We start from the raw sequence: 25470 nt of genomic DNA on the forward strand, positions 1-25470 counted from the left end.
GGCGCTTTCGAGCCAGGACCGCAATAGAGCCACATCCGGCCTCCTTCTTTCTTGTGCAAATATCCCCGGCTCTCGGCCCTCGGCCCTCGGCCTTCGACCTTGGGGCCTCACTTGACGCCTGGCGTTCCGTCGAACTTCTTCTCGAGCCGGTTCCAGACTTCGATATAGTCCTTCTGCATCGGGGCCTCGCGCGCAGCGAATTCGGTGAGGTGCTGGGGAAAGCGGGTCTCGAACATGAAGCTCATGGTCTCCTCCAGCTTCTCGGGCTTCAGATCGGCGTTGCTGGCGCCCTCGAAGGCGTCGCGGTCCGGGCCGTGCGGCAGCATGCAATTGTGCAGGCTGATGCCGCCCGGCGCAAAGCCCTGCGGCTTGGCGTCGTAGATGCCGTAGATGTTGCCCATCAGCTCGGACATGATGTTCTTGTGATACCAGGGCGGGCGGAAGCTGTGCTCGGCCACCATCCAGCGCTCGCGGAACAGCACGAAGTCGATATTCGCCGTGCCCTCCTGGCCCGAGGGCGCGGTCAGCACGGTGAAGATCGACGGGTCGGGATGGTCGAACAGGATCGCGCCCACCGGCGAATAGGTGCGCAGGTCGTATTTGTAGGGGCAGTAATTCCCGTGCCAGGCCACCACGTCCAGCGGGCTGTGGTCGATCCAGGTCTCGTGGAACCGGCCGCACCACTTGATCACCACGCGCGAGCGCGCCTCGCGGTCCTCGAAGGCGGCGACCGGGCATTTGAAGTCGCGCGGATTGGCCAGGCAATTGGCGCCGATCGGGCCGCGGCCCGGCAGGTCGAACTTCTGGCCGTAATTCTCGCAGACGAAGCCGCGGGCCGGGCCCTCCAGCACCTCGACGCGGTAGACCAGGCCGCGCGGCAGGATGGCGATTTCCCGCGGCTCCAGGTCGATCACCCCCAGCTCGGTGCAGAAGCGCAGCCGGCCCTCTTGCGGGACCACCAGCAACTCGCTGTCGGCCGAGAAGAAATATTCGTCCTGCATCGAGCGGGTGACCAGGTAGACATGCGACGCCATGCCGACCTGGATGTTCACGTCGCCGGCCGTGGTCATGCTGCGCATGCCGGTGATCCAGGTCAGCTCCTCCTCCGGGACCGGGATCGGGTCCCAGCGATACTGGCCCAGGCTGACGATGTCGTCGCGCAGGTTCGGCGCCGTCTTCCAATGCGGCAGATCGATCGCCGCGAAATCGCCGGTATGGCGGACCGAGGGCCGGATGCGATAGCACCAGGTCCGCTCGTTCTGGCCGCGCGGCGCGGTGAAGGCGGTGCCCGACAGCTGCTCGGCATAAAGCCCGTATTCGCATTTCTGCGGGCTGTTCTGGCCCTGCGGCAGGGCGCCGGGCAGCGCCTCGGTCTCGAAATCGTTGCCGAAGCCGGGCATGTAGCCCGGATGCGTGCCGGTGGCGACGGCGGCGCGGGTCATGCCGGGGGGCAGGTCGTGCTGGGTCATGGGGCTCCTCCCTGCGGTGTCATTGCAGTTGCAACGATTATGTCATTGCGATGGCAACGATGTCAATGCGGATCTGCATCCGGGCCGATCTTTATTGCAGGCGCAACGGCTTTCTGCTGTTCTGCCGGCCAAGGAGAAGCGCATGTCATTCGATCTGGACCGGTTCCTGCCCTATCGCCTGTCCGTGGCGGCCGCGCGGCTGAGCCGCCGCTTTGCCGCGCTTTACGAGGCCGAAGCGGGGCTGAGCACGCCCGAATGGCGGGTTCTGGCGCATCTGGCCCATTCCGGCGCGGTGAGCGTGCGCGACATCACGGCGCGGGTGCATCTGGACAAGTCGATGGTCAGCCGCGCCGCCTCGCGGCTGCAAGAGGCGGGGCTGGTGCGGAAATCGGGCAACGCGGCCGACCGCCGGCTGGTCGCGCTGGAGCTGACGCCTGCGGGCCGGGCGCTGATGGCGCGGCTCGGCCGCATCGCCGAGGCCTTCCAGGCGGACCTGCTGGCCGAGCTGGGACCGGAGGCCGAAGCCCTCGACCGCGCCCTCGCCAAAATCGACCAAAGGGAAAACCGCGACTAAACAGGGCGAACAGCCGGCCCAGGGCGGGGGAACGACGCGCCATGCCCGGTTTCGGGCCTGGTCGCGGTGGCGATGGCCTGGTCCAGCGCGGCGATCCCCCGCTCCAGCGCGGCACGGTCGCATGCCGGCATCGCCTGCAATATCTCGTTCGCGCGGGCCTCAACCTCGCCGAAGGCGCGGCGGAACAGGTCGCGCCCCGCCTCGGTGATGGCATAGTTCCGCAGGCGCCGGTCCGAGCCCAAGATGGCGCGGGTGATCAGCCCCTTGTCCTCCAACCGCGAGGCGGCGCGGCTGACCTGCACCTTGTCCAGCGAGGTGCGCTGGGACAGCCGCAGCGAATCCAGCGACCCGGCATCCTCCAGCAGGAACAGCAGCCGCCATTCCTCGCGCGTGAAACCATGCTCGCGGCCATAGACCGCGACAAGCTGGCGCGAAAAGGCTTCGGCCACCACGGCCAGTTGATAGGGAAAGAAGGTCTCGATACGCATCACATAGCCCGCAAACCTGTTTCAATTGAAAGTGTTCGTCGATTTTCCGCCAGTTTCAATCTTCCGATGTCGAGACAGACCGAACAGGGCCAACCATAGGTGCATATTTGTTGCAACAACAACGTCACGCCGGCACGGATCTTCGCGGCGCTGCCAAGGCGACATCCTCGGCTTGCCTGCCGGCATCGGGCCTGGCCGCCTTGAGGCATCAGCGCGGCAGGAACTCGGCCGAAAGCATGGCGATGCGCCAGCCTTCGGGCGTGCGGGCAAAGGTCATGTCATAGCTGCCGACCATCGCCACGCGGCCGGGACCGTCGCGGAAATCGGTGATGATCATGCGGCATTTCCCCTGGACGCCGCCCCTGCCGGCCCGCCACAGCAAGATGTCGGTCATCTGGTGCCGGCACAGCCCGCGAAAATTCCGCACCGAATATTCGGCCAGTTCCGCCAGTTCGGCCCGACCCCGCCTTTCGCCGGCGGCAATGCCCGAGCCGCCAAGCGCGGCGGGCGCGGCATTGCGGCGAATCCAGCGGCCGTCCGGGGTGAAAAGCCCGGCCCATGCCGTCGCCTCGCCCGCGTCCAGCAGATGCACATACCGGCCGAGCAGAAAGCGGATCTCGCGCTCGGCTTCCGGGTCGATCATCAGCTCGGACGTCATGCGGCCGCCGATTGCCCGATGACATATCCGAAGGTCAGCGCCGGACCCAGCGTGATGCCCGGCCCGGGATAGGCGCCGGACATCACCGAATTGATGTCGTTGCCGCAGGCATAGAGGCCGGGTATCGTCCTGCCCCGGCTGTCCCTGACCTCGCCTTTCGCCGTGATGTCCAGGCCCATAGAGGTGCCGATGTCGCCCGGATAGATCTCGACGGCGTAGAACGGCCCCTCCAGCGGGCGCAGGCAGGGGTTCGGCCGGTTCTCGCCATCGCCCAGATAGCGCTGATAGCTGGTCGATCCCTTGCCGAAGGCCGGGTCTTCGCCGCGTGCCGCCGCCTCGTTGAACAGGGCGACCGTCTGCCGGAACGTCGCGACGTCGATGCCGCATTGCCGGGCCAGCCCCTCCAGCGTCGCGTCGCGCTTCAGATAGCCGCTGGCGACATGCCGGCCGATCCGCGCCGGAAAGGCATGCGCGGCACCCAGCCCATAGCGCCGCATCGCCCGGTGATCGGCGACCAGCCAGGCGGATTTCTCTCCGTCGGCCAGCAGCTTCGCGATCAATCCCTGCACGAAGTCATGATAGCTGGAAGCCTCGTTGACGAAGCGCCGGCCGTCATGGCCGACGGCGATCACGCCGGGCTTGGCACGGTCCAGGAAAAGATGCGGGAAGGGCCGCACCGATCCGTCGGCATTGCGCAAGAGCGAAACCGGCGTCCAGAAACCGGCATTGGGGTTGGTGTCGACAAAGGCCGCTCCGACGGCCTCGGCCGCGGCGATCCCGCCGCCGGTGCCCGAGACCGGCGACATCGAATAATGCGGCAGGCCGCGCCTGACATGCTCGAAGCTTTGCGCCCGACGCGCCGCATCATGCGGATAGCCGCCCGCCGCAAGAACCACGCCGCGATGCGCCGCGATCCGGCAAACGCCCCGTGGCCCCTTGAGTTCGGCCCCGACGACCCGCCCGGATTCGTCCTGCAGCAGCCGCACCAGCTCATGCCCGGTAAAAAGCGGGATGTTCCTTGCGAACACCGTCTCGGCCAGGCGCCCCGAGACCGCCGCGCCCATCACCAGCCGCGTGTTCCGCCCCCAGGTCAGCCGGTCGCGGAAATAGCGCAGCACTGCCCCGGTCGCATAGGCCGCCGATTTCACCGACCGGGTCATGCGCAGGAAGTGAAAGATGTCCGGGCGCCCCAGCGGCATTCCGCCGAGGATCGTGAAATCGGCGATGGGCGGGCGCATCCGATAAAGGTCCGCCCCCAGCCGGCGGCCGTCATAATCCAGCGCGTCCAGCGCCCGGCCGCCTTCGGTCGCACCCGGCGCATCCGAATGATAGTCGGGCGACAGCGCGCGATGCGCCATCTTGAGCGCGGTTCTTTCGTGGAAAAAGCCGATGGCCTCGGGGCTCTTGTCGAGAAAGGCGTCCACCAGCTCGGCATTGAAGCGATTGCCCGTCTCGCCCCGGATATAGGCGCGCGCCGCCTCGCGGTCGTCGGTCATGCCGGCCGCCGCGGCGATCGGATTGCACGGCACCCAGATCGCGCCGCCGGAAACGGCGGTGGAGCCGCCGAAGAATTCGGACTTCTCGACGATGACCGGCTTCAACCCGTGATGATGGGCAGAGATCGCCGCCGCCATGCCCGCGGCACCCGAACCCACGACCAGAAGGTCGCAGGTATCGGGCAGGTCCGGCAGATCAGGCTTCGGCATGGATGGCCTCCTGGCGCGGGAAGCGGCCGATGGCCCAGCCCCCGTCCACCGTCAGGACATGGCCGGTGATGAACGACGCCTCGTCCGAGGCGAGGAAGCGGACGGCGCGGGCCACATCCTCGGGCTTGCCGACGCGGCGCAGCGGGCAGCCGTCGATCATCTGGTGCCGCCGCCACGGCTCGCTGCGGATGCGTTCGGCCGTCAGCGGCGTCTCGATCAGGCCGGGCGCGACGGCATTCACCCGGATGCCGTTCGGGCCGAAATCGGTGGCCATCTGCCGGGTCAGCCCGATCACCGCCGCCTTCGACGCGGAATAGCCGCAGGAGTTCTGCGCGCCGATCAGCCCGAAGATCGAGGCGGTGTTGACGATGGCGCCGCCGCCCGCATCCATCATCCGCTGCACGGCCCAGCGTGACAGGCGGAAAAGGCCAAGCACGTTGATGTCGAAATAGCGGGTGAAATCCTCGTCGCCGGTATGCAGCGCATGGGCGCCGCGCGCGATCCCCGCATTGTTCACCAGGATGTCCAGCCGCGCCCGGGCGCCGTCCAGGACCGCGCCGATCTGCTCCGGCAGGCCCGGGTCGGTGACATCGCCCAGGACGGCCGTTACCCCGGGGCGGGCCGCCAGCGCCTCGATGCCCGCCGCTTCGCGATCGACGGCCAGGACATGCGCGCCCGCTGCAAGCAGCGCCTCGGCGATCGCAAGGCCGATCCCCTGCCCCGCGCCGGTCACGATGGCCGTCCGTCCGTCCAGATTGCTTGGTTCCAGCATTTCCCCTCTCCCGTTTCAGAATGCCGCGGTGCCGCCGACCGAGCGGCCGCCATCGACGATCAGCACTTGCCCGGTGACATATTCCGCACGCGGATCGGCGAAAAAGGCGACCGCATGGGCGATATGCTCGGGCGTGCCCAGCTTGCCGGTGGGTTGCTGGACGCGCAGGCCCTCCAGCCCCTCGGACCGTTCCAGCAGCATGTCGGTCGCGATCACGCCCGGAGCCACCGCATTCACGGTGATCTGCCGCCCGGCCAGTTCCAGCGCCAATGCCTTGGTCAAGCCGGCGACCGCCGCCTTGGAGGCGACGTAATGCGCATAGTTCCGCGCCCCGAAGGCCGCGCGCGACGCAAGGTTCACGATCCGTCCGCCCTCGGGCAGCACGCGGGCCGCCTGCTGGCAAAGGGTGAACATGGCGACCAGGTTGACCTCATACATCCCGCGGAAATCGTCGGCGGTCAGCGCATCGAATGCGCAGGTGTTGAAGATGCCGGCATTGTTGACCAGCACGCGCAGGTTTTCCGCGCCGTCGATCAGCGCCTGCGTCGCCGCCGGGTCGGTGATGTCCAGCACGGCGGCGCGGGCGCTGCGGCCCATGGCGACAAGCTGGCGCACGGTTTCCTGCGCCCCCTCGGCGGCACGGTCGGCCACGACGACGGCATGGCCCTCGTCAGCCAGGCGATGCGCGATAGCCCGGCCTATGCCCGAGCCTGCGCCCGTCACGATTGCGGTGGTAAGCGGTTGAGAGGTCATGATTCACCAGTCGGTCCGGCAGTTGACGGTAAGTATCGCCCCCGGCCCGCTAACGCGCCCGGGGGCCCGGCATCATTCGACGCCAAAGGTGTTTTCGTCGATCTTGTCGTACAGGTTCGCCTTCAGGATCGCGGCGACCGCGTCGGCATCGGTGCGGTCCACGTCGGCGACAAGCGCGCGCCACTTCTCCTCCAGCGCGACGAACTCCTCCAGCACATCGGTCGGGTCCTCGATCCCCCGTTCGGCCACGGCCTTGGCCGGCAGCTTTTCGACCACCTGCGCCTGGAAGGCCGCCAGCGTATCCTGCAATTCCTGCGTGGGCTCGCCGATCTTCAGCCCACGCTCTGCCGATCCGGCCAGCGCCGCCTCGACGCCGACGTGATAGGCGACCTGCGACCGGGCCAGGCCAAGCGCGATGTTGTCCAGCAGGACGCGCCGCTGCGCCGGTTCCAGCCCGGCCCAGAAATCCTTGTTGAAGACATAGGTCGCGCCCAGGACCACGCCCTGCGGCAGCACGTTCACGGTCTTGGCGACCTCCCAGAACTTGTTGCCCTTGTCGAGGTTGGTGGCATCCGAAAGCGTGCAGTCGATCGAGCCGCGCTCGAGCCCGGAATAGACATCGGCGATGGGAACCGAAACCGGCACGCCGCCCAGGGACTGGATCCATTCCGTTTGCGCCGTGCCCGCCACCCGGACCTTCTTGCCGGCGACATCCTTGGGCGAGACGATCTCGCCCATGCAGATGAAATTGTAGAAGGGCGTCGAATAACCGCCCAGGAAAATGCCGCCGTTCCTTGCCCATTCGGCGCGGATCTTTTCATTGGTCAGGGCCAGTTCCGTCCAAGCGAAGGCCGCGGCAAGATCGTCCTTGGCGACAAAGGCCAGGTCGTTCACCGTGTTGTTCAGCGGCAGTTCCGACGGCGTATAGGGCGGATAGACGATGCCCAGTTGCGCCACGCCGTCCGCGATGCCTTGCATCGTCGTGGGGGCGGGCACCAGCGCGCCCGAGGAATAGATCTCGAACTCCATCGCCCCGTCCGTCGCCTCGGCGACATCCTTGGCGAATTGCTGATAGGGAAACTCGTTCAGGATATGTGCAGGCGCCATCCAGTTGGTCGCCTGCCAGGTTTCGGCCGAGCCCGAAGCGGCCAGGACGGGCAGCAGGCCGATGCCCAGAAGCAGTCTTTTCATGGTTCTCTCTCCCCAGGGTTGGACATGGCCGTGCCGCATTTCCACCGCGGCACGGCGAAGGATAATCAGCGGGTGGTGGTCATCATTCCCGGCAGCCAGAGGCTGATCTGCGGAAAGGCGATCAGGGCAGCCAGGACCAGCAGGTCGACCATGATGAACCAGGTCACGCCGCCGAAGATCTGGTTCAGCGTGACTCTGTTGCCGAGCGACGTCTTGATCACGAAGACATTCATGCCGACCGGCGGGCTGATCAGGCCGATGGTCATCAGCTTGATGACCAGGATGCCGAACCAGATCAGGTCGATGCCATGCTGCGCCAGCAGGGGCGCCAGCACCGGCATGGTCAGCAGCATGATCGAGATTTCCTCCATGAAGGTTCCCATCAGCACCAGGATGATGCAGATCAGGATCACCACGGTCATGGCGCTGTAGCCGTCGAAGAAGCCCATCACCCAGGTCGGAATGGTCGCGAGCGCGATGAAGCGCGCGAAAAGCGCCGCGCCCAGCACGATCATGAAGATGGCCGAGGTGCCGGCTGCGGTGTCGATGATCGACCGCTTCAGCATGGCAAGGTTCATCCTGCCGCGCGCGAGGGCGATCAGGCAGGCCAGGAAGGCACCGACGGCGCCGGATTCCGTGGCCGTGAAGGCGCCGGTAAAGATGCCGCCCATCACGATGAACGTCACCAGGGGCAGCGGCCACGCATCGCGCAGCAGGGCGATCTTTTCGGCGCGCGTCGTGTGGTCGACATAGCGGGGGGCAAGCCCCGGATTCAGCATGCAGCGCGTGGTGATCATCAGGATGAAGGCCGTCGCCGTCAGGATGCCGGGGATCACGCCGGCCATGAACAGCGTGTTGATCGAGGTGTCGACCAGCAGGCAATAGACGATCATCAGCACCGAGGGCGGGATCAGCGCGGCCAGCGTGCCCGAGGCCGCGACGGCACCCGTCGCAAGGCCGGGATTGTATTTGCTGTCCAGCATCTCGGGCACGGCGATGCGCGAAAAGGCGGCCGAGGTCGCAACGCTCGACCCGCTCGCCGCGCCGAACAGGGCCGATGCGAAGACGGTCGATGAGGCAAGCCCGCCGGGGATGCGCGCCAGGAAGATGCGGGCCGCACCGAACAGGCCGCGGGTCAGCCTGGCCTCGACCGCGACAAAGCCCATGAACAGGAACATGGGGATCGCCGAGAGGTTCCAGTCGCCGATCAGGTTGAACGGGATGGCCTTGGTGATGCCGATGGCGGGCTTCAATCCCATCATGGCCCAGATGCCGAAGAAAGCAGTCGAGCCCATGGCCACCCCGATGGGCACGCGGATGCCGATCAGAAGCAGGATGGCCGCAACGCCGGCTAAGCCGATTTCAAGACGTTCCATGACGCGTCCTCAGATGTCCAGAGCATGGGCAGCGGTGCGGATGCGACCCCGGTCCCCCAGGACCAGCCGCAACAGGATGACCACGACCGCCAGGAAAAAGCCGAAGGGCAGCAGGAACTTGGCCGGCCAGGTGGTGATCCGCCAGATGCCGTCCACCGTTTCGTTTATGCGCCAGGCATGCGTGGCCACGCCCCAGGAGAACCAGCCGAGGATCGCGTAGTAGACGACCGAGACCATATCGGCGAGCCTGAGCATGACCGCCTGGGCGCGGGGCGGCACCTTTTCATAGACGACCTCGACGACGATCGAGCCGCCCGCAGCCTCGACCCAGGCCAGCGGCAGGAACACGCAGGCGATCATGTAATAGGCCGCGACCACTTCGGCCGTGCCCGGCAAGGGCGCGTTGAAGGCATATTTGCCGATCACGTCGATCATGACGTGGAACATCATCAGCAGAACCGTCACCCCCGCTATCCATCCCAGAAGATGCGTCAGTTTTTCCGTCAGCTTGACCATCACGTCCTCCCCGGCGTCATTGCATGCGATAGCCGCCGTTCACGTCGACGACGGCGCCGGTGATGTATGCCGCATCCGGCCCCATCAGGAACGACACCGCCCCCGCCACGTCCTGCGGCGTGCCGATGCGGTTCAGCGGAATGTTGGCCGCGACCGTCGCGTCCCGTTCCGGCGGCAGCGACTGCCGCAGCATCGGCGCATCGATCAGGCCCGGCGCCACCGCATTCACGGTAATGCCCAGGTTTGCCGCCTCGCGCGCGCCGGCCTTGACCAGCGCCATCACCGCCCCCTTCGAGGCGATATAGGCCGAGCTGGAGCGATAGCCGCCAAGCTGGGCCGCCACCGAGGCAAAGCCCACGAAACGTCCGCCCGCCATGGCCCGGCGGCTGGCGCCACGCAGATATTCCCGCAGCAGAAGGAAGGTGCCGGTGGAGTTGACGGCCTGCGTCCGCTCCCAGTCGGCCAGCTGGATGTCGGTGATCGGCGGGCGGTCGCCATTGGCGGCGAACAGCAGGATCCCGGCGGCGGCGACCACATGGTCGATGGGCCGGCCCAGCGACCCGGCCTCGGCGAAGGCCGAGATCACCGCGGCTTCGTTCGCGACATCCAGCGCGATGGCCCGATGGCCCCGCCCCGGCAGCGTATCCGCGACCCGCTCCGCCGCCTCCTGCGACAGGTCCGTGGCAAGGACCGCAAAGCCGTCCTGAGCCAGGCGATGACAAACAGCTTCCCCGATGCCACCGGCGGCGCCGGTGACAAGCACGATTCCAGACATGGCTTGAGGCTCCTCCCTCTCGTTGCAAACGTAATGAACACATTCCTGTGGTTATTGCAAAGAGAATCTGCATCAGATACAGTTTTTGGATACATTTTATCCCAACCCGACCGGGGGCCCCTTGAGCCAGGCACATACCAGCACCGAAGTGGCGACGCAGAAGCTGCGCGAGGCGATCCTCAGCGGCGAGCTCTTGCCGGGCGACAAGCTGCACCAGGACCGGCTGGCGGAAATGCTGGGCATCTCGCGCACGCCCTTGCGCGCCGCACTGACGGCGCTGGCGCAAAAGGGACTTGTCTCATACGCGAGCAATCGCGGCTTCTATGTGCGCGAGTTCTCGTTTGCCGAAGTGTCCGGCGCCTTCGAGGTGCGCGCCGAGCTGGAGGCGCTGGCCTGTCGCCTGGCCGCCGGCAACATGACGGACGAGGCGCGACGCCACCTGGCCGATCTGGTGGCCGAGGGCGACAGGCTCCTGAGCCCCGGCGCGTTGCTGCCCGAAAACCTGGCCGACTATCGCCGGATGAACGTGAATTTCCACACCGCGGTGATGGCGCTTTCCGGCAATGCCTGGATCATGGAATTCGTGCAAAGCCTCCACAACGTGCCCGCCGCATCCGACCGCGTGATCATGTGGCGCGATTTTCGCGTGCTCGAACGATCCCATGACGATCACCACCGCATCGCCCATGCCCTCTCCAAGGGCCAGGGCGAACGCGCGGCCGCCCTGATGCGCGAGCACATCACCTTCGCGCTGGAGCATCTGCACGAGCAGATGAAGCTCTACCCGCAGGATTTTCTGCGCATGCCCAGCTTTGACAAACCCGCAAAAGGCCGAAGCGGCCAACGCAACCGGAGGACCACCTGATGACCATCCGCCTATTCTTCTCTCCCGCCTCACCCTTCGTGCGCAAGGTCATGGTCGCCGCGCATGAGCGCGGTGTCGGGATCGAGAAGCTGCCCTCGGCGGCCTGGCCGGTCAAGCGCGACCCCGAGATCGTGCGCCACAACTCGACCGGCAAGGTGCCCTGCCTGCTGCTTGACGACGACACGCCGGTCTTCGACAGCCGGGTGATCTGCGCCTATGTCGATGCTAGGGGAACGGTCGGCGAGACGCTATACCCGCAGGACAAGCGGCGCTTCGCCGTCCTGACGCTGGAGGCACTTGGCGACGCGATTCTGGAAGCGGCCTTGCTGCACCGCTACGAAAACGTGCTGCGGCCCGAGGAGAAGCGCTGGGACGACTGGTCGCGCGGGCAGATGGAAAAGGTCGATTCCGGCCTCGACGACCTGGAAGGGCGCTGGTTCGACGTCCTTTCCGACGGCTTCCATGCCGGCAGCATCGCCGTGGCCTGCACCTTGGGCTATCTGGACTTTCGCTTTGCCGAGAAGGACTGGCGCACAGCCCATCCAAAGCTTGCCGCATGGTTCGCCGAGGTTTCGGCGCGCCCGTCGCTGGCCGCATCGGTGCCCGCGGCCTGAAGCACATTCCGGATCGCGGGCCCCATGCCAAAGGCGGGGCCCGCGATCCGGCGATCTTGCCGACCGCCTTCGCAGCCTCACCTGCCTGCCGGGGCAGTCCTTTCGCCCTGCCCCAGCAGCCAGACCAGATACAGCCCGCCGCACAACCCGGTCATCGTGCCGATGGGCATCAGCAGGCCGAAGGGTGCCCATTGCCCGATCAGATCGGCCGCCATCAGCAGCGCCGCCCCCGTCAACGCCCCGGACAGCAGCGGCAGTTCGGGCGAGCGGGTCAGGCGACGCGCGATCTGCGGCCCGGCCAGCGCGACGAAGGCGATGGGACCGGCGCTGGCGGTCGCGACCGAGGTCAGCCCGATGGCCACGATCACCAGCGTCACCCGGGTCCGGCCGACATTCAGCCCAAGCTGCGCGGCCAGGGCCTCGCCCATCTCCAGCAACGCGAGGCGGCGCGCGTTCCGCAGAACCAGCGGCGCAAACAGCACCAGCCCCGCCAGTGCCGGCCAGACATGACCCCAGCTTCGCGCGTTCAACGAGCCGGCCAGCCAGATCTGCGCCGACATCGCGCGCTCGAGGCTGCCCATGACCATCAGCACGTTGTTCACCCCGGTCAGCACCGCACCGACGCCGATGCCGACCAGGATCAGGCGATAGCCGCCCTCGGTCCCCTTGCGCCGCGACAGCATCAGCACGACCAGCGCCGTCGCCAGGCCCGAGATCACCGCCGCCGATGCGACCTGGAACGTCCCGGCATTGAACAGGGTGATCTGCACGATGGCCCCCGTCGCGGCCCCGGTGGTGAAGCCGATCACGTCGGGCGAGCCAAGCGGATTGCGCGACAGCGACTGAAAGACCGCCCCCGCCATGCCCAGAGAGGCCCCGACCATCGCCGCCGTCAGCACCCGCGGCAGCCGGATGCGGCGCAGCACGCGCGTTGCGGTGGCATCGTCCGATGAGCCGATCAGCCCCTCGACCACCTGTCCGGGCGACAGCCGGGCCGTGCCGGTGCCCAACAGCAGCAGTGCCAGCACAAGGCACAGCAGGCACAGCGCCAGGCAGACGGTCACGCTGCGCGGGCGCCACAGGACCGAGGCGCCGCCGATGCGAAGGGCACGGGTCCGGGGCAGAATCATAGCCGTGCCAGCCTGAAGCGGCGCACGACATGGATGAAGAACGGGCCACCCAGGATCGTCGCGACGATGCCGGCCGCGATCTCGTTCGGGGGCGCGACGATACGGCCCAGGATGTCCGCCCCCAGCAGGGTCGAGGCCGCGAACAATGCGGAAAGCGGCAGCACGCGGCGATTGTCCGGCCCGGTGACGGCGCGCGCGATATGCGGTGCGACCAGCCCGACGAAGCCGATGGGACCGGCGGCGGCGGTGGCGGCGCCGGCAAGGATCATCACCGACAGGCAGGCGGCCGCCCAGAAGCGTTCCGGCCTCAGCCCCAGCGCGCGGCCGGTGTCATGTCCCAGCGCCATGGCGTTCAGCCCCGGCGCCAGCGCCAGGGCCAGCGCCCCCCCCCAGGACCAGCGTCACGCCCATGGTCAGCGCGACGGCGCGGCCGCGCCCCTCCAGGGCGCCGGCGCCCCAGTTGCGAAACAGGTCCAGCACCTCCAGCGCCGAATTCAGGATGACCAGGCTGGCCGCCGCCCCCAGCAGGACCGAGATTCCTGCCCCCGCCAGCACCAGCCGGACCGGATCGGTGCCGCTTTCATGCGCCCGTCCCAGCAGGAACACCGCGACGCCCGCCAGCCCCGCGCCCAGAAAACCGAACCAGACATATTGCGCCATCTGCGTCAGCCCCAGCGCCGAGGCGCCCAGCACCACCGCGATCGCGGCCCCCGAGTTCACGCCCAGCAACCCCGGTTCGGCCAGCGGATTGCGGGTGACGGCCTGCATGACCGCCCCGGCAAGGCCAAGCGCCGCCCCTGCGAAAACCGCCAGCAGGGTCCGGGGCAGGCGCAATTCGCGCACGATCAGATGCAGGTCGTTGCCGGGATCGAAGTCGAACATCGCCGCAAGCACCTGTCCGGGCGGCACCGCGCGCGAGCCGATGGCAAGGCTGGCCAGCGCCAGCACAGCCAGCACCGCGATCCCCAGCGCATAATGCCGGCCCGCCGGGGCCTGCCGCAGCAGCGGAGGATGCGGGATCGGGCCTTGCGGGGTCATTTCGCAAAGATTTGCCGGACGGTCTCGACGATCTGCAGGCCGGAATAGTAATCCACCCGGAACGAGGTCGGACCCAGCGGATAGACCCGGCCCGCGCGCACGGCGGGCAGGTTCGCCAGCACAGGATCGGCGCTGAAGCTGCGCACCATCGCATCCGTGCCGTTGAGCAGGAAGACACTGTCGCCGCTGATCGCGGCGGGCAGGTTCTCATGCGAGATGAAGTCGAAATCGGCCGAGCGCGAGACGTCGCCCTGCATTCCCTCAGGAATGCCCCTGACCGAAAAGCCAAGCGCCGCCAGGACCTTGGCCTGCGGGCTGCTGGGCTTGCCGACGGCATAGGTGCCGGCGAAGTTGTAGGACACGACGCTGACATCCCCCTCGGGCAGCGCCAGGGTCGATTTCACCTCGGCGGCCTGCCGGGCGAAATCCTGGGTGACGCGGGCGGCGTCGACTTCGTGCCCGGTCGCGCGGCCCAGCACCTGGGCCAGGTTCTCCCAGCTCTGGGCCGAGTAATCCAGCACGATCACAGGCACGCCTTGCGCGCGCACCTGCTCCAGGTAGGGCATGATGCTGTCGCCGCCGACCGATGAGGCGACGACCAGATCCGGTTCCTGCACGATCAGCGATTCGATGTCGAAATTCAGGTTGGGATACAGGACCTCGACCCCACGCCGGTCGGCCACCTCGGCCCATTGCGTGAAAAAGCCCTTGTCGTCGGTCAGCGGCCCGACCAGCGCCGCGGCCGTCGCCGCGACCGGCGCGTCGATGGCCAGCAGGATACCGGTCAGGCTGGGCGAGGCCGAGACGATCCGCAGCGGCGGGGCGGCCACCGTGACCTCGCCCGTCGCATCGGGAATGCTGCGCGGCCAGCCTTCGGCCAGCGCCACGGCGGGCAGGATCAGCACAAGCAGCAGCGGCGTCAGACGACGAAGCATCGGCATCCCTCAGATCGGCAATTCGGCATCGTCGAGGTCTTCCAGCCTCAGCCCGCGCTTGCGTATCTCGGCATATTCGCGCAGGCGGATTCGGTCGATCTCGGAACTGCTGGCGCCATGCTTCCAATAGCCGAAGACGCGCAGATCGTCGCGCGCCAGCCCCAGTGCACGGAAATGGCTGCGAAATTCGCGCATCTCCTGCCGCTCGCCGGCAGCCCACAGCGTCCAGCCGCACGCCGAGCCGATGGCGGCGCGCGCGGCGGCCAGCAGTGCCCCGGTGGTCCCGGCCGGCTGGTCGGGGCTGCGGCGGATCAGGTGATAGTCGATGCCCGGCAGCCGCGGCAGTTCCTGAAAGGCGCCGGCTTCGCCCGTCTCGATCCACAGGCTGCCGCGAACGCCTTCCGGCCAAGCGTTCAAAATGGCATGGACGGCGGGAATGGCAGTTTCGTCGGCAAAGACCGCTACGCGTTTCAGCGGGTCTTGCGCGGGGACCAGATGCTGACGCGGGCCGATCATCCACACCGTGGTGCCGGGCCTGGCAGCCGCCAGCCAGCGCATCGCCGGACTGTCGTCGTCATGGATCACGAAGTCGATCTCGACCGTGCAGGCGGCGGGATCGAAGCTGCGGATGGTATAGATCCGCGAGACCGGGCGCTGGCCCTCGGGTGTCTCGACCTCGATGCGCACCGCCAGGTTGGCCGGCTGCCATGCCCCGGGGTCGGAGGGCGCGATGCGCCCGACCAGCCGCGCGACCGAGGCGAAGGGGTGCCGTATCCCGACGACCTCCATCTGGACCCTGTCCATGTCCCGCATGTGGTCCTGCTGCGACAGCAGGCCCTCGGGGTCTTCGACGGATTCCTTGTTCGGGCTGGCCATGGCATCCTTTCCGCCCGCGGCTGGATTCGCGGGACCGCTGGTCGTGAAATGCGATGGCTGATCGCCGGACCGGGCTCCGGCGCAATGGCTGAAACCATATTGCAGAGCGCATTCCGCAATGCAATACACAAGCCCACCCAAAAGGCGATCGAGGAAGGAGCCGGAATGTCCCATCGCCTGCATGCCGACGCCGTGACGCTGCGCTATCAGGCGCGGGTGATCTCGCAAGACCTGTCGCTGGCGATCCCGGACGGCTCGTTCACCGCCATCGTCGGGCCGAACGCCTGCGGCAAGTCCACCCTGCTGCGGGCGCTGTCGCGGCTGCTGGTCCCCGATGCGGGACAGGTGGTGCTGGACGGCAAGGCGATCTCGGCGCTTCCCAGCCGCGAGGTCGCCCGCAAGCTGGGCCTGCTGCCGCAATCGCCGGTGGCGCCGGACGGGTTGACGGTGGCCGAACTGGTGGCGCGCGGCCGTTTCCCGCATCAAAGCTTCCTGCGGCAATGGTCGCCGGACGACGAGCGCGCGGTGCGCTCCGCGCTGGAGGCGACGGGCACCCTGCCCCTGGCCGAGCGCCCGGTGGCCGAGCTGTCGGGCGGCCAGCGCCAGCGGGTCTGGATCGCCATGACGCTGGCGCAGGAAACCGACATCCTGCTGCTGGACGAGCCCACGACATTCCTGGACATCGTGCATCAGGTCGAGCTGCTGGAACTGCTCGCCGGCCTGAATGCGCAGGGGCGGACCGTCGTCGCGGTGCTGCACGAACTGAACCTGGCCTTTCGCTATGCCTCGCATCTGGTGGCGATGTGCGAGGGCGCGGTGGTTGCCGAGGGCGCGCCGGAAACCATCGTCACCGACCAGTTGATGCGGCAGGTGTTCGGGCTTGATGCGCTGGTGCAGCCCGATCCGCTGACCGGCCGGCCGATGGTGATTCCCCGGCCGCGCCGATGATCACTCGAAGGTGCTTTGCCCGCCCGTCGCGCGGTTGATCAGCCGCGCGGCATCGCGCAACGCCAGCCCCGCCTGGGGCGAGTTCAGCTTGCCCAGATCGGCCGCCGTGGTGACGACGCAGGTCAGCTCGCCCTGCGCATCCAGGATCGGCGCGGCCTGCCCGGTCACGTTCGACAGCAGGTGGCTGGTCAGTTCGGCCCAGCCCTCGGCGCGGATGCGGTCGATGACGGCCTTGCCGGGCGGCGTGCCGCGGAAATGCCGCGGCTGGATGCGGCGCGCGGCCTCGATCTGGGCGCGGGGCAGATAGGCCTGGAACACCATGCCGCAAGCGGTGTTGTCCACCGGCAGGATGTCGCCCAGGCTGACGGCGGTGATCGAGAATTGCGCGCTGCGATACCAGCGCACGATGGTCGGCCCGCGCTCGGTCCAGATGCAGACGCCACTGCTGAGCCCATGGTTCTCGGTCAGCTGCTTCATCTGCGTCCCGGCGATTTCGACCGCATCGACGCGGCGCAGGGCGGCGATGCCGATGCTCAGCGCCGCCGGGCCGAGATCGTAGCGGCTGGAGGCGGGGTCCTGCACCGCCAGCCCTTCTTTCACCAGGCTTTGCATGTAGCGATGCGCGGTCGAGCGGCCGGTCCGCGACAATTGCGCCAGCTCGGCCAGCGGCAGCGCGCGCTGTGCGGTGGCCAGGATGTTCAGGAAGCGCATCGCGATCGAGATGGACTGGATCGTCGCAGACCGCTTCTGGCCCAAGCGCTTGTCATCCTCGTCAAGGAAGGGCTCGAACTCCATCATGGCCGTGTCTCCTGTGCCTGCGGCTGGCTCGCGTGCGGGGCGTGCGGCAGCGCGGCAACACTAGCGCGCCGTCGCGCGGATGGCAAAGGGGTGCCGTCGACGACGAATTGACATGCGGAACGCATTGCGCAATGTGGGATTCGATTGAACGCCGCCAGCAACCTTCCTCGTGCCAGCCCGCGCTTCGCTGACAAGCCCGAGGAACATATGTCGAAGATTCATCTCAGGCGGCTTGCGCAAGGGGTCGGCCCGATCCCGCTTCTTGCCGCGCTTTCCGCCCTGCCCTTGCAAGCACAGGAAACGGACCAGGCTCCCCTTGTCCTGGATACGGTCATCATCACCGGCGACAACATCACGCGCGACATGATGCAGACCGCCAGTTCGGTCTCGGTCGTGACCGCCCGGCAGTTGGAAAGGGAAAAGGCCGGCAACGACGAGCTGCGCACCGCCATCGCCGGAACGGCCAACGTGATCTATACGGACAATGTCAGCACCCCGGTCATCCGGGGCCAGGACGCGCAGGGTCCGCATACCGGCGCCAACGCCTTCTTCGCCGGCTCGGTGCCGCGGGCGACGATCAACCTGGACGGCCATTATCTCAGCTATAACGAGCTGTATTTCGGCGCCACCTCGACCTGGGACGTGGACAGCATCGAGGTGTTCCGGGGGCCGCAGACCACCTCGCAAGGGGCGAATGCCATCGCCGGCGCGATCATCGTCAGCACCCGGGATCCCAGCTTCACGCCCGAAGGCGCCTATCGGCTGGAGGGCGGCAACTACAACCAGCGCGCCGCCTCGTTCATGTGGTCGGGGCCGCTGACCGACGAACTGGCTGCGCGGGTCTCGCTGGACTATTCCGCCCGCGACAGCTTCATCGACTATGTCAGCCCGACCTTCGTGCAGAACGAGATCGGCCAGGATTTCGTGAACGCCAATGCGCGCGTCAAGCTGTTGTGGCAGCCGGCCGAGCTTGCGGGCCTGTCCGCCAAGCTGACCTACAGCCACAGCCGGATGCAGCGCCCCAGCGCCGAAGGCGCCTCGGAACCCTATGACGAGCTGGAGTCCATCGCCACCTGGATGCCCGGCTGGGACCAGACCACCGATACCGCGATCCTGGATGTGGATTACGACACCGGCAACGGCATGGTGCTGAGCAGCAAGACGCAATACTCGACCTCGGATGTCGAGCGCCGCATCGGCACGGTGAACATGGGCGATGCGGATGTGTCGCAGGACAATTACTCGAACGAAAGCAAGCTGACCTTCGGCACGCCGGACGACCGGCTCAGCGGCGTGGCCGGCATCTATGTCGCCTTCACCGACCAGGACGAAACGCTGGAACAGGGCGGGCTTTCGACCTTCAGCGACAAGAAGTCGAACCTGGGACTCTACGGCGAGCTGAACTGGCGCATGGACGAACGCTGGACGCTGTCGGCCGGGCTGCGCTATCAGCGCGACCACATCCGCAGGCAGGGCGATGTCTCGCCGCTGTTCGCCAACAGCGACGTGGACTACGACCACACCTTCGACGTGCTGCTGCCCAAGCTGACGCTGGCCTATCAGGCGACGCCAGACTGGACGGTCGGTGCGCTGGTCAGCAAGGGCTACAACCCCGGCGGCATCTCGCTGGATTTCGGCTATTCCAAGGAATGGACCGAGTTCGACGCCGAGACCGTCTGGAACTATGAGCTGTTCACCCGGGCCGAGCTGATGGAGGGGCGGCTCGCGCTGACCGGCAACCTGTTCTACATGGACTACCAGAACGCCCAGCACAACATCGCGCATCTGGTCGATGGCGTGACCTATCTGCAGACGGTGAACGCGCAGGACGCAAGGGCCTATGGGCTGGAGCTTGGCGCCGATTACCGCGCGACCGATGCGCTGACGCTGCGCGGCAGCCTTGGCCTGCTGCATACCGAATTCGAGCGTTTCGACCAGATGCCCGCCTATGAGGGCAACGAATTCGCCCGCGCGCCCGGCAAGATGCTAACCCTTGGCGCAAGCTGGGATGCGACGGACAGGCTGAACCTGGGCGGACAGGTGCGCTATGTCGACGGCTACTACTCGAACACCGCCAACACCCCCGCCTATGAGGTGGACGGCTTCACGCTGGTCGATGTGCAGGCCAGCTACCAGGTCAATGACAGGGTCGCGCTTTACGGCTATGTCAACAACCTGCTGGACGAACGCACGCCGACGCTGCTTGAACCGGCGCGGGGGAATGTGGTCTTTACCCAGGGCAGCCTGACCTCGCCCCGCATGGTGGGGATCGGCATCCGCGGCACCTTCTAGGCCGCCGCAAGACGAAATTCCGGCCGGCGCCACCCGTGGGCGCCGGTCGCCTTGATTGATCCGCAGGCAGGGCATGTGATGCTTCGACCAAGACTGTGCATCGGCATGTCCGTTGCCCCCACCTGGCTCAGCGGCGAGGGCTGGCGCCACCAGGGCAGCGGCATCGAGGGGCTGTATTCCAGCGACCTGGCGCTTGACGTGGCCCGGCGGGCCGAGGCGGCGCATCTGGATTTCGTCTTTCGCCCCGATGCCAGCTTCCTGCCCCTGTCGGTGATGGAGCAATCCTTCGGCTTTTCCAGCCTGGACCCGACGCTGCTATTGGCGTCGATCGCGCGGGAAACCAGCCGGATCGGGTTGGTCACGACCATCTCGACCACCTTCGGCCATCCCTATCACGCCGCGCGCCAGCTGATGTCGCTGCATTGGCTCAGCCGGGGCCGGGCGGGATGGAACGTGGTCACCGCCTTGCAAGGCAACGAGAATTTCGGCCTGCCCGACATGCCCTCGTCCGAGGCGCGCTATGCCCGCGCCGCGGAGTTCACCCAGGTCGTGCGCCGGCTCTGGGGCAGTTTCCCGTCGCGCGCCCTGCTGGTCGACCGCGAGGCCGGGCATTACGCCGATACCGACCTGATCCTGCCCATCGACCATCAAGGCGCGAATTTCCAAGTGCGCGGCCCGATGAACCTGCCGGAATATCCCGGCGCCGACATCCCGCTGATGCAGGCGGGCGGCTCTGCCCTGGGGGTCGATTTCGCCGGGCAGGTCGCCGACATGGTCTTTGCCCAGACGCCGGACCTGGCCGCCGCGCTGGCGATGCGCCGACAACTGAGCGACCGCGCGCAGGCCCATCGCCGGCAACCGCGCGACGTGCGGCTGCTGCCGGGCCTGAGCCTCTATCTGGGGGACACGAGGGAAGAGGCGCGGGCCCTTTTCCTGGCCACGCATCACCGCCTGGACCGCCAGCAACGCATGGCGCGGGTGCGGGATTTCCTGGGGCTGGACCTTGCCGATTGGCCCGACGACCGGCCGATCACAAACGCGGACCTGCCCGAGAACCACCGCTCGCCGCGCTGCGCCAGCCAGTGCGACGCATTGCGGAGGATCATCCGCGACGACCGTCCGACGCCGCCCGACCTGCTGGCGCGGCCCGAGATCCTCGCATCGGTCCATTGGCAGGTGATCGGGACGGTGGACGACGCCGTGGCCGAGATCGCGACCTGGTTCCGAGCTGGCGGCATCGACGGCTTCATCGCCGTGCCGGGCGGCTCGGTCCGCTCGCTGGATCTGCTGCTCGACGCGCTGATCCCAAGGCTGGTCGAGGCGGGCCTGTTCCGGTCGCGCTATACCGCCGACACATTGCGCGGCCATCTGGAGGACTGACCCGACCCACATGGCCGCCGGCACCGTTGATGGTCGCCGGCCTGGGCTGGTCCGGCCCGATGCTCGCGATGCACGGCGATCAGAAGCTTGCCGATGGCCTGGCAACCATATCCCGGCCCTTGCAGGCTTGAGCGTCGGGATGTCGGCCATGGCCCGATGCGCGATCCGTCGCTTTCGCGGCACAGGTCGGCGCTTCTTAATGGCGGGCCAACCTAGCGCATCGGGTCGTCGTGCAAGGTGCCTTCCGGCATGGCCGATGCGGCGGTCGGGCCGCTTGTCCCGACACGGTGCCGACCTATGGGCAGCATCATCGGCTTGCCCGAAATGGGATCGGTCACCACGCGGCTGTCCAGCCCAAAGACGGCGCGCAGGGTGCCGGCGGTCAGCACCTCCTCGGGCGGACCCGAGGCGTAGAGCCGGCCCTCGCGCATCGCCACCAGCAGATCGGCATAGCGCGCCGCCAGGTTCAGGTCGTGCAGCACCATGACGATGGTGGTGCCGCGCGTCATGTTCAGATCGACCAGCAGGTCCAGCACCTCGACCTGGTGGCTGACGTCCAGGAACGTCGTCGGCTCGTCCAGCAGCAGGATGCCGGTCTGCTGCGCCAGCGCCATGGCGATCCAGACGCGCTGGCGCTGGCCGCCGGAAAGCTCGTCCACCGGGCGCTCGGCCAGCTCGGCGGTCTGGGTCGCATCCAGCGCGGCGGCGACGGCGCGGTCGTCCTCGGCGCTCCAGCGCGTCATCAGCCCGTGATGCGGATGCCGGCCGCGGCCGACCAGCTCGGCCACGGTGATGCCCTCGGGCGCGATGGGCGACTGCGGCAAGAGACCGAGCGTGCGGGCCAGTTCGCGCGCGGGAATGCGGTGGATGGCGCGGCCGTCCAGGGTCACCTGCCCCTGCGCGGGGGCAAGCAGCCGCGACAGGCTGCGCAGCAGCGTGGACTTGCCGCAGGCATTGGCCCCGACGATGGCGGTGATCCGGCCCGGCGCGACGGCAAGGTCCAGGTCGCGCAGGATGGCGGCATCGCCATAGCCGGCGGTCAGATGCTCGGCGATCAGTCGGTGGTCGGCGGTCACAGCGAGCCTCCTGCGCGGTTCACCCGCACGATCAGGTAGATCAGATAGGGCGCCCCCAGCGCCCCGGTGACGACGCCGACCGGATAGCGGCCCGGCATCAGGAATTGCCCGCAATAGTCGCCGACCAGCACCAGCGCCGCGCCGACCAGTGCCGAGGGCAGCAAAAGCGAGCCGCCGCTGCCCATGATCCGCGCAGCGATCGGTCCCGACAGGAAGGCGACGAAAGAGATCGGCCCGGTGATCGCCGTCGCCACCGCGATCATGCCGACGGCGCAGGCGATCACCAGCGTCCGCGTCGGCCCGACCCGGACGCCGAGGGCGGCGGCGGTGTCCTCGCCCATGCGCAGCGCCTCGAGATCGCGGGACCGGGACAGCAACACGCCGCCCGCCAGCGCCAGCACCGCCAGCAGCGGCAGCGCCTGCCCCAGCTGGGCACCGTTGACGCTGCCGGTCAGCCAGCGCAGCGCCTGCTGCAGATCCCAGGCCGGCGCGCGCGACAGCGTATAGGCGATGAAGCTGTGCAGCATGGCGGCGACCCCGATGCCGATCAGGATCAGCCGGGTGCCAGCGACGCCGCCGCGAAAGGACAGCCCATAGATGGCCAGCGCCACGCCCAGCCCCGCCGCCACGGCCAGGATCGGCACCGCCGGCCCGCTGATCCCCAGCACCACGATGGCGAACACCGCCGCCGCGCTGGCGCCCGAGCTGATGCCGATGATGTCGGGACTGGCCAGCGGGTTGCGCAGCATGATCTGGAAGGCGACGCCGCCCATGCCGAAGCAGAACCCGGCCAGCACCGACAGCACCGCCCTTGGCAGCCGCAATTGCCGCACCGTGAACGAGGCGCCGGGCACCTCTTGCCCGGCAAGCACGCGGATGACTTGCCCCGGCGGGGTGAAGGACTGGCCCAGCATCAGCGTCAGCGCAAGCATCCCCGCGATCAGCAGGACCAGGCCGGCAAGGATGGCCCGGCGCCGGCGGCCGCGCCGATGCCGCGCGGCGGCGATGGTGGCAAGGGTGGTGGTGGTGATGGCCATGGTCACAGCTCGCGCAGGCGCTGGCGGCGCACGATCCAGATGAAGAAGGGCGCGCCGACAAAGGCGGTGACGATGCCCACGTCAAGCTCGCCCGGCCGGGCCAGGATGCGGCCGAGGATGTCCGAGGCCAGCAGCAAGCCCGCCCCCGCCAGCGCCGAAAACGGCAGCAGCCAGCGATGGTCGGTTCCGACCAGCAGGCGGCAGAAATGCGGCACCACCAGTCCGACGAAGCCGATGGGCCCGCAGACCGCCGTGGTCGCCCCGCACAGCAGGATGGCGCCAAGCCCGGCGATGGCGCGGGTGCGTGCGACATTCTCGCCCAGCCCGGCGGCCAGGTCGTCGCCAAGCGCCAGCGCGTTCAGCTTGCGCGCCCAAAGCAGGCTGATCGCGAAGCCCGTGGCCAGGAAAGGCAGCACCGGCGCCAGGCGTACGAAGGTCGCCCCGCCCACGCCGCCAACCTGCCAGGACTGGATGCCCCCGGCGATGTCTCCGCGCGGCAGCACCACCGCGATCACCAGCGAGGCGAAGGCGACCGAGGTCGCGGCCCCCGCCAGCGCCAGCTTCAGCGGCGTCGCTCCGCCCCGGCCCAGCGAGCCGATGACATAGACGAACACCGCCGTCAGCCCCGCGCCCAGGATCGCCGCCCAGATATAGGCCTGTGCCGAGGTGATCGAGAACCAGGCGACGCCCACTACTACCGCCAGCGCTGCGCCCATGTTGATGCCCAGGATGCCGGGATCGGCCAGCGGATTGCGGGTGACACCCTGCAACAGCGCCCCGGAAAGCCCCAGCGCCGCTCCGGCCAGAAAGGCCAGCGCCGTGCGCGGCAGCCGTGCGGCGCTGGCGGCCTGGCCGATGGTCTCGGCCCGGCCGGCCAGCGCGGCGGCGATGTCGTCCCAGCCGACATCGCGGGTGCCGATCGCCACCGACAGCGCGCAAAGCAGTGCCACCAGCAGCACGACCGCCGCCAGCGCCAACGTGTTCCGCGCCGCCCGACGGCCCGGCATGGCGCCGGCCCGCGCCGTCATCTGGCCGGGCCGGCGGCCCTGGCCAGCCGCGCGACGTAATCGTCGAGCACCCAGGGGATCGACAGCGGCGTCGGGTTGGCCGCCGTGCCCATCGGATCGCTGCCCAGCATCACCAGCGCATCGTTCCTGACCGCCGGCATGTGCGAGATCAGCGGATCGTGCCGCATCGCCTCGAACAGGTCGCGGCTGCCATAGGTCACGAGGATGTCCACGTCGTCGAAGGCGTCGATCCGCTCGGCGCTGACCTGCCCGGAAAAGCTGCCGTCCGCCGAGGCCGCGACCACGCTTTGCGGCGAGCGCAGCCCCAAATCGGCAAAGAACTGCACGCGCGTGTCATGGGTGGTGTAGAAGCTGACGAGGCTCAGGTTCGTGGTGTCCAGATGGGTCACGAACATGGCCGACTTGCCGGCAAGCTGGGGATGGGCGGCAACGGCCTCGGCGATCCGGCCCTCGATGCGCGCGATCAGCGCGTCGCCCTCGGCCTCCATGCCCAGGCCGGCGCTGTTCAACCGGATCATGTCGCGCCAGTTCGTCGCCCAAGGCGTCTTGGGATAGGCGATCACCGGGGCGATCTGGCTGAGCATGTCGTAATCGGCCCGGCTGAGCCCGGAATAGGCGGCCAGGATCACGTCCGGGCGGGTGGCGGCGACCGCCTCGAAATCGATGCCGTCGCCCTCGTCGAACAGGACCGGGGTTTCGGCGCCCAGCTCCTCCAGCCGCTCCTCGACCCAGGGCAGGACGCCGTCGCCGTCGTCATCGCCGAAATTGGCGGCGGCAAACCCGACCGGCACGATGCCGAGCGCCAGCGGAACCTCGTGGTTGGCCCAGGCGACGGTGGCGACCCGCTGGGGCCGGGCAGGAATGGTGGTGGTGCCGAAGGCATGTTCGACAGCGACCGGAAAGCGCTCCTCGGCCCCCTGGGCCCAGGCCGTGCGCAGGCCAGCCAGCGACAGGAGGGCGACGGCCAGCGTCAGGCAGATGCGGGTTTTCGACGGCATGGCAAGCCTCGCAATCGCAGAAAGAACGCGGCCGAGGTTTCATCTCGGGCCGGATGCGTCAAGCACAAGATCGGTTCCTGACCAAAACCGGCGACATTTTCCCGTGGATTCCGACAAAAAGAATAGGATTATTCAATACAGCAGCGGCCGATCCGGCGTAGGACGCGCAATGAACGA

The 25470-nt window shown here is 67.9% G+C and carries 26 protein-coding genes; 6 read left to right on the forward strand and 20 right to left on the reverse strand.

What is annotated here, in order from left to right; all coding sequences use genetic code 11:
• Window positions 1-107: 107 nt before the first annotated feature.
• A complete protein-coding gene (gene hmgA / locus BLT64_RS17235; RefSeq protein WP_011747252.1) occupies window positions 108-1469 on the reverse strand; it encodes a homogentisate 1,2-dioxygenase in 1362 nt (453 codons plus the stop codon).
• Window positions 1470-1611: 142 nt separating this feature from the next.
• Here hmgA and BLT64_RS17240 point away from each other — a divergent pair, with 142 nt between their 5' ends.
• Window positions 1612-2043: a MarR family winged helix-turn-helix transcriptional regulator gene (locus tag BLT64_RS17240; protein WP_011747253.1), complete on the forward strand. Its 432-nt coding sequence runs from the start codon at window positions 1612-1614 to the stop codon at window positions 2041-2043.
• On the opposite strand, the gene BLT64_RS17245 is transcribed toward BLT64_RS17240, so the two are convergent.
• The 9 genes from BLT64_RS17245 to BLT64_RS17285 form a co-directional block, all read right to left on the reverse strand.
• Complete coding sequence (locus BLT64_RS17245) at window positions 2040-2531, reverse strand: MarR family winged helix-turn-helix transcriptional regulator (protein WP_011749791.1); 492 nt, start codon at window positions 2529-2531, stop codon at window positions 2040-2042. The genes BLT64_RS17240 and BLT64_RS17245 overlap by 4 nt on opposite strands.
• A 208-nt stretch (window positions 2532-2739) precedes the next feature.
• Window positions 2740-3189 carry a nuclear transport factor 2 family protein gene (locus tag BLT64_RS17250; protein WP_011749790.1) on the reverse strand — a complete coding sequence of 150 codons (450 nt, stop codon included), beginning with the start codon at window positions 3187-3189 and terminating at the stop codon, window positions 2740-2742.
• Window positions 3186-4895, reverse strand: a complete 1710-nt coding sequence (locus BLT64_RS17255; RefSeq protein ID WP_011749789.1) for an FAD-dependent oxidoreductase — start codon at window positions 4893-4895, stop codon at window positions 3186-3188. The genes BLT64_RS17250 and BLT64_RS17255 overlap by 4 nt, the downstream gene beginning before the upstream one ends.
• On the reverse strand, window positions 4882-5667 hold the full coding sequence (locus BLT64_RS17260; RefSeq protein ID WP_011749788.1) for an SDR family NAD(P)-dependent oxidoreductase: 786 nt from the start codon (window positions 5665-5667) through the stop codon (window positions 4882-4884). Before BLT64_RS17260 ends, BLT64_RS17255 begins: the two co-directional genes overlap by 14 nt.
• Window positions 5668-5682: 15 nt before the next feature.
• Window positions 5683-6420 carry an SDR family NAD(P)-dependent oxidoreductase gene (locus tag BLT64_RS17265; protein ID WP_011749787.1) on the reverse strand — a complete coding sequence of 246 codons (738 nt, stop codon included), beginning with the start codon at window positions 6418-6420 and terminating at the stop codon, window positions 5683-5685.
• A 72-nt stretch (window positions 6421-6492) separates the two neighbouring features.
• Window positions 6493-7611 (reverse strand): C4-dicarboxylate TRAP transporter substrate-binding protein, encoded by a 1119-nt coding sequence (locus BLT64_RS17270; RefSeq protein WP_011749786.1) that lies wholly within the window; start codon window positions 7609-7611, stop codon window positions 6493-6495.
• 65 nt (window positions 7612-7676) lie between these two features.
• Window positions 7677-8987 carry a TRAP transporter large permease gene (locus tag BLT64_RS17275; protein WP_011749785.1) on the reverse strand — a complete coding sequence of 437 codons (1311 nt, stop codon included), beginning with the start codon at window positions 8985-8987 and terminating at the stop codon, window positions 7677-7679.
• A gap of 9 nt (window positions 8988-8996) precedes the next feature.
• Entirely contained in the window at window positions 8997-9503 is a 507-nt protein-coding gene (locus BLT64_RS17280; RefSeq protein WP_011749784.1) for a TRAP transporter small permease subunit, read from the reverse strand.
• Window positions 9504-9519: 16 nt separating this feature from the next.
• Complete coding sequence (locus BLT64_RS17285; RefSeq protein WP_011749783.1) at window positions 9520-10278, reverse strand: SDR family NAD(P)-dependent oxidoreductase; 759 nt, start codon at window positions 10276-10278, stop codon at window positions 9520-9522.
• A gap of 121 nt (window positions 10279-10399) precedes the next feature.
• On the opposite strand from BLT64_RS17285, the gene BLT64_RS17290 reads away from it, so the two are divergent.
• Both BLT64_RS17290 and BLT64_RS17295 read left to right on the forward strand, forming a co-directional pair.
• On the forward strand, window positions 10400-11143 hold the full coding sequence (locus tag BLT64_RS17290; protein ID WP_011749782.1) for a GntR family transcriptional regulator: 744 nt from the start codon (window positions 10400-10402) through the stop codon (window positions 11141-11143).
• Window positions 11143-11757 (forward strand): glutathione S-transferase, encoded by a 615-nt coding sequence (locus BLT64_RS17295; RefSeq protein ID WP_011749781.1) that lies wholly within the window; start codon window positions 11143-11145, stop codon window positions 11755-11757. Before BLT64_RS17290 ends, BLT64_RS17295 begins: the two co-directional genes overlap by 1 nt.
• A 77-nt stretch (window positions 11758-11834) precedes the next feature.
• On the opposite strand, the gene BLT64_RS17300 is transcribed toward BLT64_RS17295, so the two are convergent.
• Genes BLT64_RS17300 through BLT64_RS17315 form a run of 5 tightly spaced genes read right to left on the reverse strand, consistent with a single transcriptional unit; the run spans window position 11835 to window position 15736 of the window.
• Complete coding sequence (locus tag BLT64_RS17300; protein ID WP_011749780.1) at window positions 11835-12887, reverse strand: FecCD family ABC transporter permease; 1053 nt, start codon at window positions 12885-12887, stop codon at window positions 11835-11837.
• Entirely contained in the window at window positions 12884-13234 is a 351-nt protein-coding gene (locus BLT64_RS27410; RefSeq protein ID WP_011749779.1) for an iron chelate uptake ABC transporter family permease subunit, read from the reverse strand. Before BLT64_RS27410 ends, BLT64_RS17300 begins: the two co-directional genes overlap by 4 nt.
• Window positions 13218-13925 carry a FecCD family ABC transporter permease gene (locus BLT64_RS27415; RefSeq protein WP_011749778.1) on the reverse strand — a complete coding sequence of 236 codons (708 nt, stop codon included), beginning with the start codon at window positions 13923-13925 and terminating at the stop codon, window positions 13218-13220. The genes BLT64_RS27410 and BLT64_RS27415 overlap by 17 nt, the downstream gene beginning before the upstream one ends.
• Window positions 13922-14860, reverse strand: a complete 939-nt coding sequence (fepB, locus tag BLT64_RS17310; RefSeq protein WP_011749777.1) for a Fe2+-enterobactin ABC transporter substrate-binding protein — start codon at window positions 14858-14860, stop codon at window positions 13922-13924. Before fepB ends, BLT64_RS27415 begins: the two co-directional genes overlap by 4 nt.
• A gap of 9 nt (window positions 14861-14869) precedes the next feature.
• Window positions 14870-15736, reverse strand: a complete 867-nt coding sequence (locus BLT64_RS17315; RefSeq protein WP_041530579.1) for a siderophore-interacting protein — start codon at window positions 15734-15736, stop codon at window positions 14870-14872.
• 165 nt (window positions 15737-15901) lie between these two features.
• Between BLT64_RS17315 and BLT64_RS17320 the strand changes: the two genes are divergently transcribed.
• Complete coding sequence (locus BLT64_RS17320; RefSeq protein ID WP_011749775.1) at window positions 15902-16684, forward strand: ABC transporter ATP-binding protein; 783 nt, start codon at window positions 15902-15904, stop codon at window positions 16682-16684.
• On the opposite strand, the gene BLT64_RS17325 is transcribed toward BLT64_RS17320, so the two are convergent.
• A complete protein-coding gene (locus BLT64_RS17325) occupies window positions 16685-17482 on the reverse strand; it encodes an IclR family transcriptional regulator (RefSeq protein ID WP_011749774.1) in 798 nt (265 codons plus the stop codon).
• A 207-nt stretch (window positions 17483-17689) separates the two neighbouring features.
• Here BLT64_RS17325 and BLT64_RS17330 point away from each other — a divergent pair, with 207 nt between their 5' ends.
• Both BLT64_RS17330 and BLT64_RS17335 read left to right on the forward strand, forming a co-directional pair.
• On the forward strand, window positions 17690-19774 hold the full coding sequence (locus BLT64_RS17330; protein ID WP_011749773.1) for a TonB-dependent receptor: 2085 nt from the start codon (window positions 17690-17692) through the stop codon (window positions 19772-19774).
• Between the two features lie 105 nt (window positions 19775-19879).
• Window positions 19880-21154 carry an NtaA/DmoA family FMN-dependent monooxygenase gene (locus BLT64_RS17335; RefSeq protein WP_248628052.1) on the forward strand — a complete coding sequence of 425 codons (1275 nt, stop codon included), beginning with the start codon at window positions 19880-19882 and terminating at the stop codon, window positions 21152-21154.
• Window positions 21155-21366: 212 nt separating this feature from the next.
• Here BLT64_RS17335 and BLT64_RS27140 read toward each other — a convergent pair whose 3' ends face one another.
• Genes BLT64_RS27140 through BLT64_RS17355 form a run of 4 tightly spaced genes read right to left on the reverse strand, consistent with a single transcriptional unit; the run spans window position 21367 to window position 25293 of the window.
• Window positions 21367-22230: an ABC transporter ATP-binding protein gene (locus BLT64_RS27140; protein WP_011749771.1), complete on the reverse strand. Its 864-nt coding sequence runs from the start codon at window positions 22228-22230 to the stop codon at window positions 21367-21369.
• Window positions 22227-23267, reverse strand: a complete 1041-nt coding sequence (locus BLT64_RS27145) for a FecCD family ABC transporter permease (protein ID WP_011749770.1) — start codon at window positions 23265-23267, stop codon at window positions 22227-22229. Before BLT64_RS27145 ends, BLT64_RS27140 begins: the two co-directional genes overlap by 4 nt.
• A gap of 2 nt (window positions 23268-23269) precedes the next feature.
• Window positions 23270-24295 carry a FecCD family ABC transporter permease gene (locus BLT64_RS27150; protein WP_011749769.1) on the reverse strand — a complete coding sequence of 342 codons (1026 nt, stop codon included), beginning with the start codon at window positions 24293-24295 and terminating at the stop codon, window positions 23270-23272.
• Window positions 24292-25293, reverse strand: coding sequence for an iron-siderophore ABC transporter substrate-binding protein (locus BLT64_RS17355; RefSeq protein ID WP_011749768.1), 1002 nt, complete (start codon window positions 25291-25293; stop codon window positions 24292-24294). The genes BLT64_RS27150 and BLT64_RS17355 overlap by 4 nt, the downstream gene beginning before the upstream one ends.
• Between the last annotated feature and the right edge of the window lie 177 nt (window positions 25294-25470).

This window comes from Paracoccus denitrificans, from assembly GCF_900100045.1.
Taxonomy (GTDB): Bacteria; Pseudomonadota; Alphaproteobacteria; order Rhodobacterales; family Rhodobacteraceae; genus Paracoccus; species Paracoccus denitrificans.

What these genes read in the sequence shown, in the direction of transcription:
- hmgA (WP_011747252.1), bottom strand. Translation starts at nt 1,469, where the DNA reads ATGACCCAGCACGACCTGCCCCCCGGCATGACCCGCGCCGCCGTCGCC.
- BLT64_RS17240 (WP_011747253.1), top strand. Translation starts at nt 1,612, where the DNA reads ATGTCATTCGATCTGGACCGGTTCCTGCCCTATCGCCTGTCCGTGGCG.
- BLT64_RS17245 (WP_011749791.1), bottom strand. Translation starts at nt 2,531, where the DNA reads ATGCGTATCGAGACCTTCTTTCCCTATCAACTGGCCGTGGTGGCCGAA.
- BLT64_RS17250 (WP_011749790.1), bottom strand. Translation starts at nt 3,189, where the DNA reads ATGACGTCCGAGCTGATGATCGACCCGGAAGCCGAGCGCGAGATCCGC.
- BLT64_RS17255 (WP_011749789.1), bottom strand. Translation starts at nt 4,895, where the DNA reads ATGCCGAAGCCTGATCTGCCGGACCTGCCCGATACCTGCGACCTTCTG.
- BLT64_RS17260 (WP_011749788.1), bottom strand. Translation starts at nt 5,667, where the DNA reads ATGCTGGAACCAAGCAATCTGGACGGACGGACGGCCATCGTGACCGGC.
- BLT64_RS17265 (WP_011749787.1), bottom strand. Translation starts at nt 6,420, where the DNA reads ATGACCTCTCAACCGCTTACCACCGCAATCGTGACGGGCGCAGGCTCG.
- BLT64_RS17270 (WP_011749786.1), bottom strand. Translation starts at nt 7,611, where the DNA reads ATGAAAAGACTGCTTCTGGGCATCGGCCTGCTGCCCGTCCTGGCCGCT.
- BLT64_RS17275 (WP_011749785.1), bottom strand. Translation starts at nt 8,987, where the DNA reads ATGGAACGTCTTGAAATCGGCTTAGCCGGCGTTGCGGCCATCCTGCTT.
- BLT64_RS17280 (WP_011749784.1), bottom strand. Translation starts at nt 9,503, where the DNA reads ATGGTCAAGCTGACGGAAAAACTGACGCATCTTCTGGGATGGATAGCG.
- BLT64_RS17285 (WP_011749783.1), bottom strand. Translation starts at nt 10,278, where the DNA reads ATGTCTGGAATCGTGCTTGTCACCGGCGCCGCCGGTGGCATCGGGGAA.
- BLT64_RS17295 (WP_011749781.1), top strand. Translation starts at nt 11,143, where the DNA reads ATGACCATCCGCCTATTCTTCTCTCCCGCCTCACCCTTCGTGCGCAAG.
- BLT64_RS17300 (WP_011749780.1), bottom strand. Translation starts at nt 12,887, where the DNA reads ATGATTCTGCCCCGGACCCGTGCCCTTCGCATCGGCGGCGCCTCGGTC.
- BLT64_RS27410 (WP_011749779.1), bottom strand. Translation starts at nt 13,234, where the DNA reads ATGGCGCTGGGACATGACACCGGCCGCGCGCTGGGGCTGAGGCCGGAA.
- BLT64_RS27415 (WP_011749778.1), bottom strand. Translation starts at nt 13,925, where the DNA reads ATGACCCCGCAAGGCCCGATCCCGCATCCTCCGCTGCTGCGGCAGGCC.
- fepB (WP_011749777.1), bottom strand. Translation starts at nt 14,860, where the DNA reads ATGCTTCGTCGTCTGACGCCGCTGCTGCTTGTGCTGATCCTGCCCGCC.
- BLT64_RS17315 (WP_041530579.1), bottom strand. Translation starts at nt 15,736, where the DNA reads ATGGCCAGCCCGAACAAGGAATCCGTCGAAGACCCCGAGGGCCTGCTG.
- BLT64_RS17320 (WP_011749775.1), top strand. Translation starts at nt 15,902, where the DNA reads ATGTCCCATCGCCTGCATGCCGACGCCGTGACGCTGCGCTATCAGGCG.
- BLT64_RS17325 (WP_011749774.1), bottom strand. Translation starts at nt 17,482, where the DNA reads ATGATGGAGTTCGAGCCCTTCCTTGACGAGGATGACAAGCGCTTGGGC.
- BLT64_RS17330 (WP_011749773.1), top strand. Translation starts at nt 17,690, where the DNA reads ATGTCGAAGATTCATCTCAGGCGGCTTGCGCAAGGGGTCGGCCCGATC.
- BLT64_RS17335 (WP_248628052.1), top strand. Translation starts at nt 19,880, where the DNA reads ATGTCCGTTGCCCCCACCTGGCTCAGCGGCGAGGGCTGGCGCCACCAG.
- BLT64_RS27145 (WP_011749770.1), bottom strand. Translation starts at nt 23,267, where the DNA reads ATGGCCATCACCACCACCACCCTTGCCACCATCGCCGCCGCGCGGCAT.
- BLT64_RS27150 (WP_011749769.1), bottom strand. Translation starts at nt 24,295, where the DNA reads ATGACGGCGCGGGCCGGCGCCATGCCGGGCCGTCGGGCGGCGCGGAAC.
- BLT64_RS17355 (WP_011749768.1), bottom strand. Translation starts at nt 25,293, where the DNA reads ATGCCGTCGAAAACCCGCATCTGCCTGACGCTGGCCGTCGCCCTCCTG.